17 protein-coding genes are annotated in these 16,419 nt (G+C 66.8%); 7 read left to right on the top strand and 10 right to left on the bottom strand.

What is annotated here, in order from left to right; genetic code table 11:
• Positions 1 to 72: 72 nt before the first annotated feature.
• Positions 73 to 873 carry a protein-disulfide reductase DsbD domain-containing protein gene (locus IY145_RS06260; RefSeq protein ID WP_196407412.1) on the bottom strand — a complete coding sequence of 267 codons (801 nt, stop codon included), beginning with the start codon at positions 871 to 873 and terminating at the stop codon, positions 73 to 75.
• An 83-nt stretch (positions 874 to 956) separates the two neighbouring features.
• Here IY145_RS06260 and IY145_RS06255 point away from each other — a divergent pair, with 83 nt between their 5' ends.
• Positions 957 to 1,691 carry a YqgE/AlgH family protein gene (locus IY145_RS06255; RefSeq protein ID WP_196407411.1) on the top strand — a complete coding sequence of 245 codons (735 nt, stop codon included), beginning with the start codon at positions 957 to 959 and terminating at the stop codon, positions 1,689 to 1,691.
• A gap of 55 nt (positions 1,692 to 1,746) precedes the next feature.
• Here IY145_RS06255 and IY145_RS06250 read toward each other — a convergent pair whose 3' ends face one another.
• Genes IY145_RS06250 through IY145_RS06220 form a run of 7 tightly spaced genes read right to left on the bottom strand, consistent with a single transcriptional unit; the run spans position 1,747 to position 7,378 of the window.
• The gene (locus IY145_RS06250; RefSeq protein ID WP_196407410.1) at positions 1,747 to 3,045 is read right to left on the bottom strand and encodes a glycosyltransferase family 2 protein; all 1,299 of its coding nucleotides are present in this window, start codon (positions 3,043 to 3,045) and stop codon (positions 1,747 to 1,749) included.
• A 6-nt stretch (positions 3,046 to 3,051) separates the two neighbouring features.
• Positions 3,052 to 4,233: a glycosyltransferase gene (locus IY145_RS06245; RefSeq protein ID WP_196407409.1), complete on the bottom strand. Its 1,182-nt coding sequence runs from the start codon at positions 4,231 to 4,233 to the stop codon at positions 3,052 to 3,054.
• Positions 4,230 to 5,027 (bottom strand): SDR family NAD(P)-dependent oxidoreductase, encoded by a 798-nt coding sequence (locus IY145_RS06240; protein WP_196407408.1) that lies wholly within the window; start codon positions 5,025 to 5,027, stop codon positions 4,230 to 4,232. Before IY145_RS06240 ends, IY145_RS06245 begins: the two co-directional genes overlap by 4 nt.
• Positions 5,024 to 5,443 carry a MaoC family dehydratase gene (locus IY145_RS06235; RefSeq protein ID WP_196407407.1) on the bottom strand — a complete coding sequence of 140 codons (420 nt, stop codon included), beginning with the start codon at positions 5,441 to 5,443 and terminating at the stop codon, positions 5,024 to 5,026. The genes IY145_RS06240 and IY145_RS06235 overlap by 4 nt, the downstream gene beginning before the upstream one ends.
• Positions 5,440 to 5,856, bottom strand: a complete 417-nt coding sequence (locus tag IY145_RS06230; RefSeq protein ID WP_196407406.1) for a hypothetical protein — start codon at positions 5,854 to 5,856, stop codon at positions 5,440 to 5,442. The genes IY145_RS06235 and IY145_RS06230 overlap by 4 nt, the downstream gene beginning before the upstream one ends.
• Positions 5,857 to 7,101, bottom strand: a complete 1,245-nt coding sequence (locus IY145_RS06225) for a beta-ketoacyl synthase (RefSeq protein ID WP_196407405.1) — start codon at positions 7,099 to 7,101, stop codon at positions 5,857 to 5,859.
• 1 nt (position 7,102) lies between these two features.
• The gene (locus IY145_RS06220; protein WP_159730402.1) at positions 7,103 to 7,378 is read right to left on the bottom strand and encodes an acyl carrier protein; all 276 of its coding nucleotides are present in this window, start codon (positions 7,376 to 7,378) and stop codon (positions 7,103 to 7,105) included.
• Positions 7,379 to 7,569: 191 nt separating this feature from the next.
• Here IY145_RS06220 and IY145_RS06215 point away from each other — a divergent pair, with 191 nt between their 5' ends.
• A complete protein-coding gene (locus tag IY145_RS06215) occupies positions 7,570 to 9,429 on the top strand; it encodes a methylmalonyl-CoA mutase family protein (RefSeq protein WP_196407404.1) in 1,860 nt (619 codons plus the stop codon).
• Positions 9,429 to 9,869 (top strand): hypothetical protein, encoded by a 441-nt coding sequence (locus IY145_RS06210; protein WP_196407403.1) that lies wholly within the window; start codon positions 9,429 to 9,431, stop codon positions 9,867 to 9,869. Before IY145_RS06215 ends, IY145_RS06210 begins: the two co-directional genes overlap by 1 nt.
• 307 nt (positions 9,870 to 10,176) lie before the next feature.
• On the opposite strand, the gene IY145_RS06205 is transcribed toward IY145_RS06210, so the two are convergent.
• Positions 10,177 to 11,019 (bottom strand): FkbM family methyltransferase, encoded by an 843-nt coding sequence (locus IY145_RS06205; protein ID WP_196407402.1) that lies wholly within the window; start codon positions 11,017 to 11,019, stop codon positions 10,177 to 10,179.
• A gap of 538 nt (positions 11,020 to 11,557) precedes the next feature.
• Positions 11,558 to 12,883, bottom strand: coding sequence for a L,D-transpeptidase family protein (locus IY145_RS06200; protein WP_196407401.1), 1,326 nt, complete (start codon positions 12,881 to 12,883; stop codon positions 11,558 to 11,560).
• Positions 12,884 to 13,087: 204 nt separating this feature from the next.
• On the opposite strand from IY145_RS06200, the gene IY145_RS06195 reads away from it, so the two are divergent.
• Genes IY145_RS06195 through IY145_RS06180 form a run of 4 tightly spaced genes read left to right on the top strand, consistent with a single transcriptional unit; the run spans position 13,088 to position 16,279 of the window.
• Positions 13,088 to 13,645 carry a sigma-70 family RNA polymerase sigma factor gene (locus tag IY145_RS06195; RefSeq protein ID WP_196407400.1) on the top strand — a complete coding sequence of 186 codons (558 nt, stop codon included), beginning with the start codon at positions 13,088 to 13,090 and terminating at the stop codon, positions 13,643 to 13,645.
• On the top strand, positions 13,642 to 14,280 hold the full coding sequence (locus tag IY145_RS06190; RefSeq protein ID WP_196407399.1) for an NrsF family protein: 639 nt from the start codon (positions 13,642 to 13,644) through the stop codon (positions 14,278 to 14,280). Before IY145_RS06195 ends, IY145_RS06190 begins: the two co-directional genes overlap by 4 nt.
• A complete protein-coding gene (locus tag IY145_RS06185) occupies positions 14,274 to 15,014 on the top strand; it encodes a TlyA family RNA methyltransferase (protein ID WP_196407398.1) in 741 nt (246 codons plus the stop codon). The genes IY145_RS06190 and IY145_RS06185 overlap by 7 nt, the downstream gene beginning before the upstream one ends.
• Positions 15,011 to 16,279, top strand: a complete 1,269-nt coding sequence (locus IY145_RS06180; RefSeq protein ID WP_196407397.1) for a methyltransferase — start codon at positions 15,011 to 15,013, stop codon at positions 16,277 to 16,279. Before IY145_RS06185 ends, IY145_RS06180 begins: the two co-directional genes overlap by 4 nt.
• Positions 16,280 to 16,419: the final 140 nt, after the last annotated feature.

The raw sequence follows: 16,419 nt of genomic DNA, 5'->3' as shown, positions 1-16,419 counted from the left end.
CGCCTTTTTTATTGCGCCCAAAGGCTCGATGCTTTTGTTTCGACGCGTTTCCAACGCCGAACCGGAAACGCTCTATTCCAGCGTCAACGGCAGCTCGAGCCCGCCGCTCTCGGTGCGGATCGTCGCGCGGGCGTCTATGGCGCCGTCCTGCTTGCCTTCGCCGAGCTTCAGCTCGAAGCCGCCCTTGCCGTCGGCGGCGCTGTCGATGATGAAGGGCTCCGGCGCCTCGACGAAGACATCCGCCGCCCGGCCGGGTCCGAGATAGCGCAGCCGCCAGGCCCCCGCGCCGGCGCGCGCGACCTCCACAAATTGCTTCGCCTCGCCGGCGCCGATCGGGCGCGGAACCAGCGCCTCTGCGGTCGCGAGCCGCGCCGCGAAGGGCGAAGCTCCTGTCGTCGGCAGAGCAAGAGAGAGCCGGGCCTTGGCCGGCAGGCAGATTTCCGCGCAGGCGGCATAGTTCAGCGCCAGCTTCACCACGACGGGCTTTCCCGCCTGCTTCGGGGTGACGCGCAGCGGAAAAATCAGGCTCTCGTCATAGCCCGCGACCGTCATCCCGGCTTCGACGATATGTTTGGGCGCCGGATAGAGCGTCTCCACGGCGGCGACATTCTCCGAGGCGGAGAAGTCGAAGACGGGCGGCGCGCCGGCGTCGCCGGGACTGCGCCAATAGGTCACCGTCCGCGGATCGAGCGCGATCTCGACGCCGAGCCGATAAACGCCGCCGCTCGGCGCGCCAGCCGAGAGGAGACGCGCGGACGAATGCGCCGCGCGGGCGGGCGGCGAGGCGAAGTCCGCATCCTGCGCCTGCGCGCCGGGCGCCGAGGCGAGGAGGGCCATGGCGAGCGCGGCCGTCGTCGGATTTGCGATGTTCATGGACCCTCGGGACGCCCCCGCGCCACTTTTTCCTTGGGCGAACGGCGCTTGTTATGAATGGGCGCCGAGCGTAGTATGACCCTATGAGCCCGGTCGGCAAGAAACAAGGCCTGGAGAATTCGGCCGTTCGCGCAGCGTCGCGGTCCGCGGGCTCGCGCTCCGCCGGTTCCTCTGTGCCGATCATCCGGGGCCCCGAAACAGGGCAGCAGGACCGTAGCGCTGGCTCCAAATCCTCCGGTCGGCGCTATCTCGACGGGCAGATGCTCGTCGCCATGCCCGGCATGGTCGATCAGCGATTCGCCCGCTCGGTCGTCTATCTTTGCGCCCATTCGGAAGATGGCGCCATGGGCATTGTCGTCAACCAGCCCTCGCAGGTCCGTAATTTTCCCGATCTTCTGGTGCAGCTGCAGATCATCGCGCCGCAGGAGCGCATCAGCCTGCCCAAGGAGACCGAGACCATTCAGGTGCTGCAGGGCGGCCCGGTGCAGACCGACCGCGGCTTCGTGCTGCATTCCTCGGATTTCTTCATCGACAATTCGACGCTGCCGATCGACGACGGCGTCTCCTTGACCGCGACGATCGACATTCTGCGCGCCATCGCCGCCGGCGAGGGGCCCAATCAGGCGCTGCTGGCGCTGGGCTACGCCGGCTGGGATCCCGGCCAGCTCGAGAATGAGATCCAGCACAATGGCTGGCTCAACTGCCCGGCCGATCCCGCCATTCTCTTCGACACCGACCTCGAGTCGAAATATGCCCGCGCGCTGCGCCTCATCGGCATCGATCTGGCGCGGCTGTCCTCGGCCGCCGGCCATGCGTGAGTGAGCAGCGAGTAGAAAAGTTTCGCTCGCTACTCACCAGTCACGATTCACTCTTTCATTCCGCTTCCTGAATCGTCGGCGCGGCGGGCGCATGTTCCGTCTTGGGCGTGCGCTTGAAGGTGGATTTGCGGCCGCGCAGCGTCTGCAGGATTTTCGCGCCATTGGAGAAGGCGAGATAGATCATCAGCGGCGGCACCGAGACCATGGTCTTCACATAATCGGTCAGCGCGCCGCGCTTCAGCGCCAGATAGGGCAGAAGCGTGAAGCCGAGCACGACGACCAGCGTCTCGAGGAAGATGAACTCCAGCACCGGCAGATAGGGCGTCAGCGAGCCGCGCAGGATCACGCCGAGCAGCAGAGCGATGAGGCCGATCGCCGCCGTCGGGAAGAAGATCTGATGCACGATGAGCACGATGGCGGCGACGCGCCGGGTCAGCGACCAGGGCGCGTTCCACAGCGGCAGCACGGTCTTCTGCGCCACTTGCACGAAGCCGTTGGACCAGCGGCGCTGCTGGCGGCGATAGTCGCGCAGCCCCTCCGGCACCTGGCCGGGGATGGGCGGCTCGGAGACGAAGATTCCGTGCCAGCCGCCGAGCGCCGCGCGCACGGTGAGGTCCAAATCCTCGCAGAGCGAATAATCCGACCAGCCGCCGACGGCGTCGATGGTGGCGCGGCGCCAAATGCCGCCGGTGCCGTTGAACTGGAACAGCCAGCCGGCGAGCGCGCGCGTGCGCTGCTCGACGAGGAAATGCCCGTCCTGCACGAGACCTTGCGCACGCGTCAGCCAGTTCTTGCGGTAGTTGGAGAATTCGCAGCGCGATTGCACGAAGCCGGCGCGATCGTCCTTCACCAGCAGCGGCACGGTGCGGCGCAGCCAGTTCGACGGCGGGCGGAAATCGGCGTCCAGCATGGCGACGAAAGGCGCGTCGAACAGCTTCAGCCCCTCGGCGCAGGCGCCGGCCTTGAAGCCGGAGCGATCGGCGCGGCGCACATGATGAATGTCGACGCCCTTGGCGCGCAGCTCGATCGCCACCGCCTCGGCGCGCTGGGGCGTCTCGTCGGTCGAATCGTCGAGCAATTGAATGTGCAGCCGGTCTTTCGGCCAGTCGAGCTCGGCGACGCAGCGCAGCGCCTGCTCTGTCACCTCGGCCTCGTTGAACACGGGGATTTGCAGCAGCACATGCGGCAACTCCTCCTCGGCCAGGACGATCGGCTCGAGGTCGCGCGCGCCGCGCAACTGGTCGAAGAGGAAGCGCGCGATGATGGCGACGAAGCCCGCGCCGATCAGGATCATGATCAGCGCCGCGATCAGCCAGACGCTATCGACGAGAAACTGCAGAAGAGCGAGGATCAAGCGGTTTTATCCTTCTTCCTTCGCGACCCGCGGCTCCGTCGCGGCGGCCGTCTCGCCGCAGGAGCGCGTGTCGATCGTCGTCCTGGCCCAGACGACCTTGGTGGCGGTCCAAGCGTGCAGCCACACTGCGAACATCAATCCCTCGCGCGCCAGGAAGATCACCGGCGCGGCCCAAGATACTTTCCAGCCCTTGGCGATGGAAAGCAGCGTCTCCGTGCTCAGCCACAAGCCAAAAGTGACGGTCAAGGTCGTCGCCGGCGTGACTCCGACGAGCGGGGCCCCGATCGCCGCCGCCGCAAAGGCCGGCAGCGCCTGGCAGAAGGGCTCGGCCAGAAAGGAGAGAATCTCGTCGTCGCGGCGCACGACGCTCCAGCGCAATTGCCGATTGTAGATGTCGAGCAGATTGCGCTCGCCGAGCTCCTGGCGCACCAGTCGATGCGAGAAGACGGTGCGCAGCTTGATGCGGCTCAGCGCCTTGGCGGTGGCGTTGTCCTCTCCCACCGTATGCGCGATCGCGCCGAAGCCGCCGGCGCGCAAAAAATCGCTGCGCCGAAACAGCATGATCTTGCCGACTCCGAAGCCGCCGCCGAGCGCGGAGGCCGCGAACAACATGCGCTGATGCGGGCCGTTCATGATGCCGGCCTCGACATGGGCGGCGAAATTCTCCGGGCGCGCGGCATAGGGGATCGCGCAGACCATGCCGACGCCGGGCTTCAAATGCCGCATCGTCTCGACGAGATCGTCCGGCTCCAGCACGACATTGGAGTCCTTCATGAAGATCACATCGTTGTGTGCTTCGTTGAAGGGCGCGAACAGATTGTCGACCTTGGGGCTCGCGGCGAAACGCGCCGTGGAGTGGAGAATGCGCGACGGAATCTGCGGATGGCGCGCGAAAATGTCGCGCATGGCGGCGATGGCGGGCGAATCCGCCTCCGTCGCCGAGGCGAGCGCTTCCATCTGTGGATATTTCTGCGCGAGGGCCGATTCCTGCGCCCGCTCGAAGCCCTGGTCGAGCATTTTCACCGGCAGGACCAGCGAGACGGGCGGTTGCTCATCGCTGGTCCCGCGCCGGGCGATGAGCCAGGGATGAACGAAGGCCGCGAGCGACGAGAGAAGCAACAGCAAGGCGGAGCAGGCCCAGAAGACAGCCGACAGAACGACGAGCCAAAACAAGATGCTGTCGATCACGGCTCCTCCCGTTCATGGGTCTGAGGCACGGCCACTTCGAAGAGCCGCATGACCGAATCGACGGCGTGGGGCGGCAGCATCGCAAACAGCTTCATCGCATAATAGACGAACAGCGGAAAGGCGATCACCGCCGCGCGCTTCTCGAGGCCGCGCGCGATGATCTCCGCCGCCCGCTCGTCGCTCATTTTTCCCGCCTGCGGCGCCTTGAGCTCGGCGTTCATGGGCGTCGCCACGAATCCGGGCACGATGAGGCTCACATGCACCCCATGCGGCCTGAGCGCGCCGCGCAGGGAATCGGCATAGAGGTGAACGGCCGCCTTGCTGGCGCAATAGGCCGGAGAATAGGGCAGGCCGCGCAGCCCGGCCATGGAGCCGACGATGGCGATCTGGCCGCGCCTGCGCGCCGTCATCGCCTCTATGGTCGGCTCGACCGTGTTGAACACGCCGAGCACATTGATCGACAAGGTCGCGCGCACCGCCTCCGGGTCTTCGGCGATCTGGCCGGGGGAGAGGCCGGTGGAGACGCCGGCGTTGGCGACGACGAGATCGAGCGGATCGCGCGCGTCCGCCTCGGCGATGCGCTCCGCCATGGCGCGGCGGTCGCGCACATCGGCGATGGTCACATCGGCTTGCGCGCCCATGGCGCGGCATTCCGTCGCGACTGCCTCCAGCCGAGCCGCGTCGCGCCCGAACAGCGCGAGGCTCCTGCCCTCCTGCGCATAACGCAGCGCCAGCGCGCGGCCGATGCCGCTCGACGCGCCGGTGAGGAGAATGCGTCTCGCCCCGCGCTTCACGGGCGGAACTTTCGCGGCGGAGCCATCAGCGCCTCGCCGACGATCGCCGGCGCGCGCGCCTCGCCATAGGCCAGAAGTCTCAAGAACACACCCTCCTCGGGGGACGAGCGCAGCACCCGGCCGGTGAGCGTCACCGGCTCGCCGCGCAGCACCGGCTGCACGAATTTGCCGGAGAGCCGAGCCAAAAACAAATCGCGCCGCCAGGCGGAGAGCAGGGGCTCGAAGGCGGCGAGAAGCTTCATGCCATGGACCGGCGGCGCGGGAAAGCCGATCGCGCGGGCGAGATCATCGTCGAGATGCAGGCGGTTGCCGTCGCCGGAGGCTGCCGCATAGGCTCGCAGCGCCGCGGCGTCGAAGGGGCCGATCCGCCAGTCCGGCAGACGTTCGCCGACAGCGGGCAGGCGCGCGCCGCTCACGGAACCGGCTCCATGCCCGCCGGGCGGGGGAAGATGCGCAAGAGCGTCTCGGCGTGCAGGCGCGTCTCGCCCGCCAGCGTCGCGAGGCTGGCGTTGACCGAAAGGCGCGGCGGCTCGGCCTCGCGGCGCAGCGACACGGTCAAGTCATAGCTCTCGCCGACGCGCAGCGGCGCGAAATAGTGGAAGCTCTGCGATTCATGCACCGGCACCACATCCTCGCCCGCGAGAATATCGCGGATCGCGGCGTCGATCTCCTCGGTCGTCAGCCAGACGGCCGGAAAAGCGACCGGCACGATCTTCTCCAGCGTGTCGGGAAAGCCGATCTCGCGGCGGTAGCGGATGACGCGCTCTTCATCCGCGCAGACGCGCAGCGGGCCGATGCGCGTCTCTGCGCTTTCGGGCTCTGCGGCCATTCACGCCCCTCCCGCGAGCGCGCGGACGATCAGCACGGCGTTGATGCCGCCGAAGGCGAAGGAGTTGGACATGGCCGTGCGAATCTCGATCGGCCGCGCCACATTGGGGATGGCGTCGATCGGGCAGCGCGGGTCGAAATCGAGGAAATTGATCGTCGGCGGCGCGATCTGCTCCTGCAGCGCGCGGATCGTCAGCGCCAGCTCGAGCCCGGCGCTGGCGCCCAGCGCATGGCCGTGGATCGGCTTGGTCGAGGACACCGGCAGGCGCGCCGCGCGCTCGCCGAACACGCGGCCGATGGCGGCCGATTCGGTGATGTCATTGGCGTGCGTCGCCGTGCCATGGGCGTTGAGATAGTCGATGGCCTCCGTCTCGAGGCCGGCGTCGGCGAGGGCCGCCTGCATCGCGCCGGTCATTCCGTCGAGATCGGGCCGCACGAAATCCTTGGCGTCGCTCGTCGTGCCATAGCCGGCGAGCTCGCAGAGCGGCGCATGGCCACGCTTTTGGGCCGATTCGAGCGTCTCCAGCACGAAAACCGCGGCGCCTTCGCCGAGACTCATGCCGTTGCGGCCCATGGAGAAGGGGCGGCAGAAATCGGGCGTCATCACGCGCAGGCCTTCCCAGGCGCGGATGGTTCCATTGATGACGCAGGCCTCGGCGCCGCCGACGATGGCGCGGTCCATGAGGCCGAAGCGGATCATCTGCGCGCCGAGCCCTACCGCCTGGCTCGCCGAGGAGCAGGCGCTGCCGAGCGCGAAAGTCGGCCCATTGGCGGAATAGCGCATGCCGAGAGTCGTCGGCGCGGCGCTCGGAATGAGGCGCGGCACGCTGAACGGATCGGGCCGGATGCGCTCCTGGTAATAGTGGCGCAGGCCATTGTCGATCGTCGTCATCCCGCCGATGCCGGAGCCGACGATGACGCCGACGCGCGGGCCGGAGAGCTCCTCGCGCGCAAAACCCGCCTGGGCGACCGCTTCATCGGCCGCCACCAGGGTGAATTGCGTGAAGGGGTCGCAGAAGGTGAGAAGCGCCTTCTCGAGATATTTGGCGGGGTCGAAATCGGGCACCTGCGCCGCGATCCGGATGCGCCCGTCGTAAGGATATTCGGTCACGAGGGGCCGGACTTGCGAGATTCCGTCTCGGGCCGCCGTCCACAGCGCCGCGGTTCCGACGCCCGCCGCCGAGACCGTCCCCATTCCCGAAATCACCACCCGACGCTCGCCGACGCCCCCGGACGAAGCGGCCATATTATTGTTTCTCTCTCTCTTTCAGCACATATTCCGCGATGGCGTCGATCAGACCCTCGACATTCTTGGCGTCCTGCAGCGCGCCATCCATCGGAATATAGACGTTGAACTTTTCCTCGAGGGCGGTGAGGATCATGACGATATCGACCGATTTCAGGCCGAGGCTCTCGATCGTCGCGTCGGGCGTGACCTTGGTGCGGTCGATCATCCCCTCCGAAGCGATGACCTCGACGATCTCTTCGACGAGCTTGGCCTTTTCCTGCGGATCTTCAGCCACGTCCACCTCCGTTCAGGGTCATTCAGCCAGTCGGACCGCCTCCCGAGGGCGGGCGGCGCAGCGTTCTCGTTAAGGCGCCGCGCCGTGAAAATAAAGCCCGGCGCCGACGAAGGCTGCGGATATGGGTGGCGGCAGGGCCCGCTTCATGCAAGAAGACGCCCGCAACCCCGTCATTTGTTCGAGGCTCGCTCATGAGTTTGCAAGACGCGCCGCTGGCCGGCGTTTTTCCACCGGGAAACGAGGAGGACTGGCGTAAAATCGTCGATCGGGCGCTCAAGGGCGCGTCCTTCGACCGGCTGACATCCAAGACCTATGACGGCGTCGCCATCGCGCCGCTCTATCCGCGCGCCACGGCGCCGGGCCCGCGGGCGCTGCGCGCCGCGCCCGGCCGCTGGTCCATTCTCGCGCGCGTCGACCTCGCCGAGCCGGATGCCGCCAACGCTTTGGCGCTCGCCGATCTCGAGGGCGGCGCCGACGGATTGCACATTGTTTTCGCCGGCGCCCAGGGCGCCTATGGGAGCGGCCTGCTCGACGACGGCGAGGAAGCGCTCGCCCATGTCTTCGACAAGATCCGCCTCGACTACGGAATTCCCGCGCTGGTGGAGTTCTCCCCGCGCGCTCCGAAGGCCGTCGACGCGCTGCTGCGCCTGCTCGACCGCGCCCATATAGCGCCGGGCGTCACGCGCCTGTCCTTCGGCCTCGATCCGCTCGGCGCGCGGGCGCTGCACGGCTTTTCGTCAGCTCCCTGGGGGGGGGAGGAGAGCAAGGCCTTCGCGCAGCGCGCCAAGAGCCTCGCCGACGCCGGCTATCGCTTCGGGACCGTCGCGGCCGACGCTCGCGTGATCCATGCGGCCGGCGGGACGGAGGCGCAGGAGCTCGGCTTCGCGCTCGCCGCCGCGCTCGCCTATCTGCGCGCGCTGGAGGAGGGCGGCCTGCCGCTGGAGGAGGCGCGTTCGCTGCTCGCCTTCCGCCTCGCGGCCGACGCCGACGAATTCGTCGGCATCGCCAAATTCCGCGCGCTGCGCCGCCTGTTCGCCCGCGTCGAGGAGGTCTGCGGCCTTTCGCCGGCGCCCATCTATGTCCATGCGGAAACGGCGTGGCGCATGGTGACGCGACGCGACCCCTGGACCAATCTGCTGCGCGCGACGCTCGCCGCTTTCGGCGCGGCGATCGGCGGCGCCGACGCGATCAGCGTGCTGCCTTTCACGCAGGCGCTCGGCGCCCCGGATGATTTCGCCCGCCGCCTCGCCCGCGACACGCAGCTCGTGCTGCAGGACGAATCGCATATCCACGCCGTCGACGATCCGGCGAGCGGCTCGGGCGGCATGGAGACGCTGACCGAGGCGCTCTGCGAGCGCGGCTGGGAGGAGTTCCAGCGGCTCGAGGCCGAAGGCGGCCTGACGACGGCGCTGGAGAAGGGCTCTTTCCAGGGCCGCGTCGCCGAGGTCGCGGGCAAGCGCGCGCAAAGCGTCGCGCGGGCGCGCGACAAAATCACCGGCTGCAATGCTTTTCCGGACATTGGCGAGGTGCCCGTCGCCACGCTGGCGCCCTTCGATCCCGCGCGTTTCGACGCATCGGCGCCAAACGGAGCCGTGACGTCGCCGCCGCTGCGGCCGCGCCGTCTCGCCGAGCCTTTCGAGGCGCTGCGCGCGCGTTCCGACGCGGCGCTCGCGGCGAAGGGCGCGCGGCCGCGCGTTTTCCTCGCCAATCTCGGCTCCGTCGCCGTTTTCACGGCGCGGGCGAATTTCGCCAAGAATTTCTTCGAGGCGGCCGGCATAGAGGCGCTGTTCGGCGAAGAGGGCGCGGATATCGTCGCCGCATTCCGCGCGAGCGGCGCAAAACTCGCTTGTGTCTGCTCGTCCGACGCGATCTATGCGGAAAAAGCCGCCGAGGCGGCGCGCGATCTCGCGGCGGCCGGGGCGCGGGTTTATCTCGCCGGGCGGCCGGGAGAGCTCGAGACGGCGCTGCGCGCGGCGGGCGTTGCAGAATTTATTTACGCTGGCGGCGATATGTTCGACACGCTGCAACGAGCGTTCGAGGAGGCCGGGTGATGCGGGGGCTGGTTCTCTCCATTTTGGGTTCGATGATTTTGACGGGCGGAGCGCAGGCCGCTCCGCGCGAAGCGACGGGCGCCGCCGCCGAGGCGGGACGCTTCGACGGGGCCTGGACGATCGAGGTCCGCACGACCGTCGGCTCCTGCCCGGCGCTGCTGCCTGATGCGATCGAGATCAGCGGCGATCTCCTCGTCGGCACCAAAACCGTCGCGGCGACGCTGGCGAGCGGCCGCATGGCGCATTGGGGCTATGTGGAGGGCGACGGCGCGATCATGACGCGTTTCACCTCACAGGGCGGCCATGTGGCGCGCGCCCATGGCAATTTGCGCGGCAATGCGGGCCAGGGCGCCTGGTCCTCTTCCACCGACATGTGCGGCGGCTCCTGGCGCGCCCATCGCGGCGGAGCCCAGCGCGCTGAGCGGAGCGCGGTGAACTGAGCGCGCACTCCCGCCTCCCCGCGGAAGGCGATCACGAGCGTGCGGTCCGCGCGATATGAACGACGCGATTGGTTTCGAACAGCGCTTTGGAACGAACGCACACAATTGCGCGCGATCTTGGTCTCTTGCAGTCGACCGGCGGCCGTGAGGCTTTCCTTACGCTGATCTCGACGCAACCGGCCCGATCTTGGCCGTCGGAAGGCGGGCTACGAGCCAGCCGGACGACCGCGATCGGATCGGCGTTCTGCTTCCCGCGCGCCATTTCTCGCGAGCTGGGACTCGACTTTGGCGGCCCGGCGACGCTCGCCTATCGCGATCCAGGCAGCCCTGCGACGTAGGAGAGGTAAGAGTTCGTAACCGAGAAAACTCTCCCGATCCGCGGGGATGTCGGATGGATTGCGATAAATTGCCAGGGATTGGAGGTGCTCTCCCACAATTCCTCTGTGAATGGCATTCCGCTGATAGAAAATAGAAAATATCCGAATCTTTTGAAAAGATTGAAAAAGTCTTCTTTTGAATACCCAAATCTTTCTGCGGCCACTCCTCTTCCGTTTTCGAAAACAATAATGGGCTTGCTGTGCTCTAGTATTCTTGCGCCACCGAGCAGTGCGTTATACTCCGCCCCTTCGATGTCGAGTTTGATGAGAGTGACGCTCTCGGCTATTTCATCGTCCAACGTCGTGGTCTTGACGCTGATACGATTGCATGTGGAGGTGTCCCCGCTCGCAGGACGTAAGCTGGACAGTCCGTCTTCATTCGGGTAAGAAAAAAATTCTACTTCTGCGCCAGCTTCATTGCAGACGGCCTTGTTTATCCATTGTATGTTCGAGAATCCCATGTTTATTCGCTGGGCTTTCGCCATCATTTCTGGCACAGCCTCAAAAGAGTATACTCGACCTGTGGGTCCGCAACGGCGGGCCATGACTTTCGTGTGCTCGCCTCGATTGGCGCCGCAATCTACAGCTATGTCTCCCTGCTGAAGAACAGACGCGTAGATTGCTAGCGAAACTTCCTCATTCATCGAGCCCCAGTAATCATTTATCATGTATTCCGTATTAATTCTATGAATCTCGTGATAAAAGCGTTCAGGAAGACTGTCCCTTTTCAGCTCGAGTGAAGTTTCGCTGCCGCGAGCTAGAATGTCCGTCATATGGGTTCATCTCCTTTTGAAGAGGGCGCGGCGTTTCTGATTCGGAAACTCGGGCCAGGATTTGGTGGGTATGCCACACGAGAAATTTGAGGTGTTCCTAACATGACCTATGTGCGCCGTCCACGGATGCCGGTCGTTGGTTGGAGCGGCATAGTCGCGTAATTGTTCGAAAAAATTGTGAGGCTGCGCGCCGTATTCTCCTACGCGCGTGAACGGGGAGCGCGAGAGAGGCGAGAGGTCGAACGAGGAAGGACGCGCCGCATCTAGAGCGCCATCCGATCCAATAGGATCGGATGGCGCTCTAGCTTTCTTTGGAGCGAATTCTGATCGATCGAACGATTCCGTTCGATCGGAAAGCGCTTTAATGCGGCGGCGAGACACGCCGGGCTTGATTTGAGCCGGCTGACGATCGCGCGGCGACCGACGCGCCGGAGGCGGTGGCGCGATGCACGGCTCGAAACGAGTGCGCTTTCCGACTTGCTCGAAGACTGCCGCTCGCGCGCCTATTCCACGGGCAGCCGAGCGCGCCGGCGCCTGCTCAGTTCTCTTCTTCGCCGAACACCGGCAAGAGCTGCGAGGAGCGGGCCGCCTGCCGGGAGGCGACCGGCGTCGCCGCGGGCGCGGATTGCGGCAGGGCGGCCGTCAGGCCGAGGCCGTCGCGCTGATAAATATCCTCGCGGAACTGCATCACCCCGTCCGGCGCTCCCCAGGCGGTGACATAGACCCAATAGACCGGCACGGCGGGCGTGATCCTCACATCGATGCGCTCGCCGGAGCGGATCGCCTCGTCGATATGGTCGCGGTCCCAGCCGGGCGTCTCCTTCAGCAGCCAGGCGACATAATCGCGCACATTCTGCAGGCGGATGCAGCCGGAGGAGACGAAGCGGAAATCATCGCCGAAAATGCCCTTGGCCGGCGTGTCGTGCATATAGACGCCGTAAGGATTGGCGATGTCGATGCGAACCACGCCGAGCGAGTTGAAATCGCCGCCCGTGTCCTGGCGGAACTTGTAGTTCAGCGCCTCCAGCGAGTTCCAGTTGATCTGCTGCGGAGGGAGCTCGACGCCCTCCTTATTGTAGACGCGGATGTGATTGTCGGCGAGATAGTTGGAGTCCGCCTGCATCTTCGGGATCAGATCCTTGCGGATGACCGATGCGGGCACGGTCCAGAACGGGTTGAAATTGATCTGGATCGCCTTGGTCTGCATGACCGGCGACTGGCGGTCGATCTTGCCGACGCCGGCGGTGTGATGGGTGACGACATAGCCGTTCTCCACCGTCTCCACCGAGGCGGCGGGGATATTGGCCGTCACATAGCGATTGCCGAGATCGCGCGAGAAGCTGCGCAGGCGCACGAGATTGGTCTCGAGCTGACGCAGGCGCAGCTCGGCGGACACGTTGAGCGCGGCGAAGGTCTGCTGCGCGACGACGCCGGTGGCGTTGACGCCGTGACGCGCCTGGAAGCGCCGCACCGCGGCTTCCACGTAAGAGTCGAAGACGGGGCTCGCGCCCGCCTCCGCGCCGATGTCGCCGGAGACGATGAGGCGGCGGCGCAGCGCCGAGACGGCGGGCCCGTTGGAGCCGAGGCGCAGCTGCTGGCCGGCCGGCACCATGGGCCAGCCGCCGCGCGCGACGATGTCCTGCAGCTGCGTGATGGCGGTCTCGGTCGCCGCCACCGTCTGCGCGGAGAGAATGGGGGTCGTCGAGCGCGAGACGGTCAGCTTCGGATCGGCGTCGTAGCGCTGCGCCCATTCCGCCTGGCCGTCATAGGCGTCGTTTGCGGCGATCGCGCCCGGCGCTGCGGCGCAGGCGAGCGCGAGGACGAGAGCATTGCGCGAAAAGGCGGACTTCGAAAACCTACGCAAGGGGAGCTCCAATCCGACTGCGCCCTCGTCGAGGGCGAGGCCGCGGTCGCGCGGCGCGTCGATAGATTTGCGATTCTTTCGTTAAGAAGGCGCGAATAGTCCGGCGTTTTTGTGACGCGCTGCGAAATTCGCGAAGGCGCTCGACGCAGGCCCTGCGCATGACGTAACGAGAGGGCGCTTTTTCACGAATGGCAAGGTGGACGTTTGGGATCGCCGAGAGCCGAGGAGGAATGGGCCGTGCTGATGCGCGCCGCCATAGCGGGCGATTCCGGCGCCTATAAACGGCTGCTCGTGTCGCTGACCCCGGCGCTGCGCGGAATTGCGCGGCGCGATTGCGCGCGTCTCGGCCTCGATGTCGGCGAGGCGGAGGATGTGGTGCAGGAGACGCTGCTCGCGATCCATTTGAAGCGCGACAGCTGGGACATGGGAAGGCCGATCGGCCCGTGGATCATGACGATCGCGCGCAACAAGCTCGTCGACGCGCGCCGAAGGCGCGGCGCCAAGGCGCCTTTGCCGATCGACGATGCGTTCGATCTCGCCGCGCCCGAGGCGGCGGACGACGGGCTCGACCGGCAGGACGTCGACCGCTTGCTCGGCGAGCTCGGCGAACGCCAGCGCGATCTGGTGCGTTTCCTGTCGATCGACGGCCATTCGGTGAAGGAGGCGGCCGATCGCCACGGCATGAGCGAGGGCGCGGTCCGCGTGGCCCTGCATCGGGCGATCAAGACTCTGGCGGCGCTCTATCGGAAAGGCGAGAAATGAAAACGGAAGAGCTGATCGGCGCGCTCGTCGCGGACCATTCGCGCTCGCGTTTCCGCTTCGCGCAAATTTTCGCGCTGTCGCTCGCGGCCGCCGCTCTCGTCGCGGGAATCGCGCTCGTCTTTTTCGTCGGCGTGCGGCCCGATCTCGGCTCCGCGATGCTGAGCCTGCGCCTGCTCGCGAAATTCGCCGTGACGCTCAGTCTGCTCGCGGCCGGCGTCGGCCTGCTGCGGCGTCTCGCGACGCCGGGCGTCGAGCTCGGCTATTGGCGTTTCGCGCCGCTTCTGGCGCTCGTCGTGCTCATCGTCGCCGTCGTCCTCGAGCTTTTCGCCGCGCCGGCCGGCTCCTGGGGCGCACGCCTCGTCGGGCTGAACGCGCGCGCCTGCCTGCTGCTCATTCCCTTCATCGCGATCGGCCCGCTCGCAATCCTGCTGCTCGCGCTGAGGCGCGGCGCCCCGAGCCGGCCGGCGCTCGCCGGCGCCGTCGCCGGACTCGTCGCGGGCGCGCTGGCGGCGAGCTTTTATGCGGCTCACTGCCAGGACGACAGCCCGCTCTTCGTCGCGGTCTGGTATTCGCTGGCCATCGGCGTGGTGGCGCTCATCGGCTCGGCGCTCGGTTCGCGACTGCTCAAATGGTGAGCGCGCGAGAGCTGCTCCGGGTCGATGTGGCGCTGTGTGAGCGCGGCCTGTTCGAGAGCCGCGCCAAGGCGCGCGAAGCCATTGTCGCCGGCTTGGTGGAGGTCGACGGCCGCAGGATCGCCAAGCCCTCGCAGCTGGTCGCGCCCGACGCCGAGATCGTCGCGCAGGCGCCGCATCCTTACGTATCGCGCGGCGGCGTGAAGCTGGCTCATGCGCTCGAGGCTTTCGGCGTCGACGCGAAAGATTGCTATTGCCTCGATGTCGGAGCCTCCACGGGCGGCTTCACCGACGCTCTGCTGCGGGCGGGCGCGCGCCATGTCGCCGCGGTGGACGTCGGCCACGATCAATTGCATGCGAGATTGCGCGCCGACCCGCGCGTGACCTCTCTCGAAGGGCTCGACGCGCGGGCTTTGACGATGGCGCATCTCGACGAGGCGCCATCGTTGATCGTCGTCGACGCGAGCTTTATTTCGCTCGCTCTCGTTTTGCCTTCTGTGCTTGCGCTCGCCGCCGAGGGGGCGCAAATCGTCGCTCTGGTCAAGCCGCAGTTCGAGGCCGGCCGCAAGGCGGGGAAAAAAGGCGTCGTGCGCGACGAGACCATTCATGCGCAAGTCTGCGCACGCGTTCGGGAGGAGGTCGAGGCGCTCTCCTGGAGCGTTCTCGCGCTGATCGCCTCGCCGATCGAGGGCGGCGACGGAAACCGCGAATTTCTTCTTCATGCAAGGCGGATGTGATGCGGCGGCTCGTCATCGAACGTTTGGGCCATCGCGGCGAGGGCGTCGCCCGCGCGGAGGAGGGGCTCGTCTTCGTGCCCTTCGCTCTGCCGGGCGAGACCGTGCTCGTCGAAGCGGAGGGCGAGCGCGCGCGTCTCGTGGATATCCTCGAGCCATCGCCGGATCGCATCGAGCCCTTCTGCCCGCACTATGGAATCTGCGGCGGCTGCGCCGTGCAGACGCTGGCCGAGCCGGCCTATGCGCGATGGAAGCGCGGCCTCGCCGAGACGGCGCTGCGCAACGCCGGCCTCGATTGGCCCGTCGAGCCGCTCGTCGACGCCCATGGCGCCGGGCGCCGGCGCGTGACCTTCCATGCGCGCTACGAGAAAAGCGAGGCGCGCGTGGGCTTCATGCGCGCGCGCTCGCATGATCTCGTCGAAATCGACGCCTGTCCATTGCTGGAGCCGGGCCTCGTCGGCGCCCCCGCCGCGGCGCGCGCTCTCGCGCAGGCGTTGGTCGGGCGGGGCAAGCCGCTAGATATCTCCGTCACGCTGACGACGGGAGGGCTCGATGTCGATATTCGCGGCGCCGGCGCGCTCGAGGAGCGCGAGACTCTGGCGCTGCTCGAGCTCGCCGAAAGCCTCGATCTCGCCCGTCTCGCCAATCACGGGCGGCTGGTGACTCTGCGCTTCCCGCCCGGCGTGATGGTCGGCAACACGCAAGTCTTTCCGCCGCCCGGCGCTTTTCTTCAGGCGACGGCCGAGGGGGAGGGGGTCATCGCCCGCCTCGTCGCGCAGGGCGTCGGCGAGAAGGCCAAGAGAATCGCCGATCTCTTCTGCGGCGTCGGCGCCTTCGCGCTGCGGCTCGCGGCGCGCGCGCAAGTGACGGCCGTCGATTCGGATGTGGCGGCGGTGGAGGCGCTCGACCGCGCCGCCCGCACGGCGAGAGGGCTGCGGCCGATCTCGGCGCAGGCGCGCGATCTGTTCCGCCGCCCGCTGGACGCGCAGGAGCTGAACCATTTCGACGCCGTCGTCTTCGATCCCCCGCGCGCCGGAGCGATGGCGCAGGCGCAGGCGCTCGCAGGCTCCGCCGTGCGCCGCATCGTCGCCGTGTCCTGCGATCCGCAGAGCTTCGCGCGTGACGCCGCAATTCTGAGCAAGGGCGGGTATGCCGCCAAATTCATCACGCCGATCGATCAATTTCGGCATTCGCCTCATCTCGAGGTCGTCGCTCTCTTCGAGCGGTCGGCGGAGGCCGCGCCGCGCCGGCGGCTGCTGTCGCGCTAGAGTGTTTTTCGAGCGAAGTGGGAACCGGTTCGCGTGAAGAAAACACGACAGAACAAGGAGATCTAGAGTCATTCCGGTTCAATCTGAACCGGAATGACTCTAGAATCTCTCCGCGTTTTCAACGCCGAGCCGGCATTCAC

Origin of the sequence: Methylosinus sp. H3A (assembly GCF_015709455.1) — a bacterium.
Taxonomy (GTDB): Bacteria; Pseudomonadota; Alphaproteobacteria; order Rhizobiales; family Beijerinckiaceae; genus Methylosinus.
The sequence above is the reverse complement of the archived record's forward strand: the minus strand, read 5'-3'. Positions and strand labels throughout refer to the sequence as shown.

Coding starts and splice junctions, on each gene's coding strand:
- IY145_RS06205 (WP_196407402.1), bottom strand. CDS start 11,019: ATGACGGACATTCTAGCTCGCGGCAGCGAAACTTCACTCGAGCTGAAA.
- IY145_RS06185 (WP_196407398.1), top strand. CDS start 14,274: ATGGTGAGCGCGCGAGAGCTGCTCCGGGTCGATGTGGCGCTGTGTGAG.
- IY145_RS06230 (WP_196407406.1), bottom strand. CDS start 5,856: ATGGCCGCAGAGCCCGAAAGCGCAGAGACGCGCATCGGCCCGCTGCGC.
- IY145_RS06190 (WP_196407399.1), top strand. CDS start 13,642: ATGAAAACGGAAGAGCTGATCGGCGCGCTCGTCGCGGACCATTCGCGC.
- IY145_RS06255 (WP_196407411.1), top strand. CDS start 957: ATGAGCCCGGTCGGCAAGAAACAAGGCCTGGAGAATTCGGCCGTTCGC.
- IY145_RS06225 (WP_196407405.1), bottom strand. CDS start 7,101: ATGGCCGCTTCGTCCGGGGGCGTCGGCGAGCGTCGGGTGGTGATTTCG.
- IY145_RS06210 (WP_196407403.1), top strand. CDS start 9,429: ATGCGGGGGCTGGTTCTCTCCATTTTGGGTTCGATGATTTTGACGGGC.
- IY145_RS06260 (WP_196407412.1), bottom strand. CDS start 873: ATGAACATCGCAAATCCGACGACGGCCGCGCTCGCCATGGCCCTCCTC.
- IY145_RS06215 (WP_196407404.1), top strand. CDS start 7,570: ATGAGTTTGCAAGACGCGCCGCTGGCCGGCGTTTTTCCACCGGGAAAC.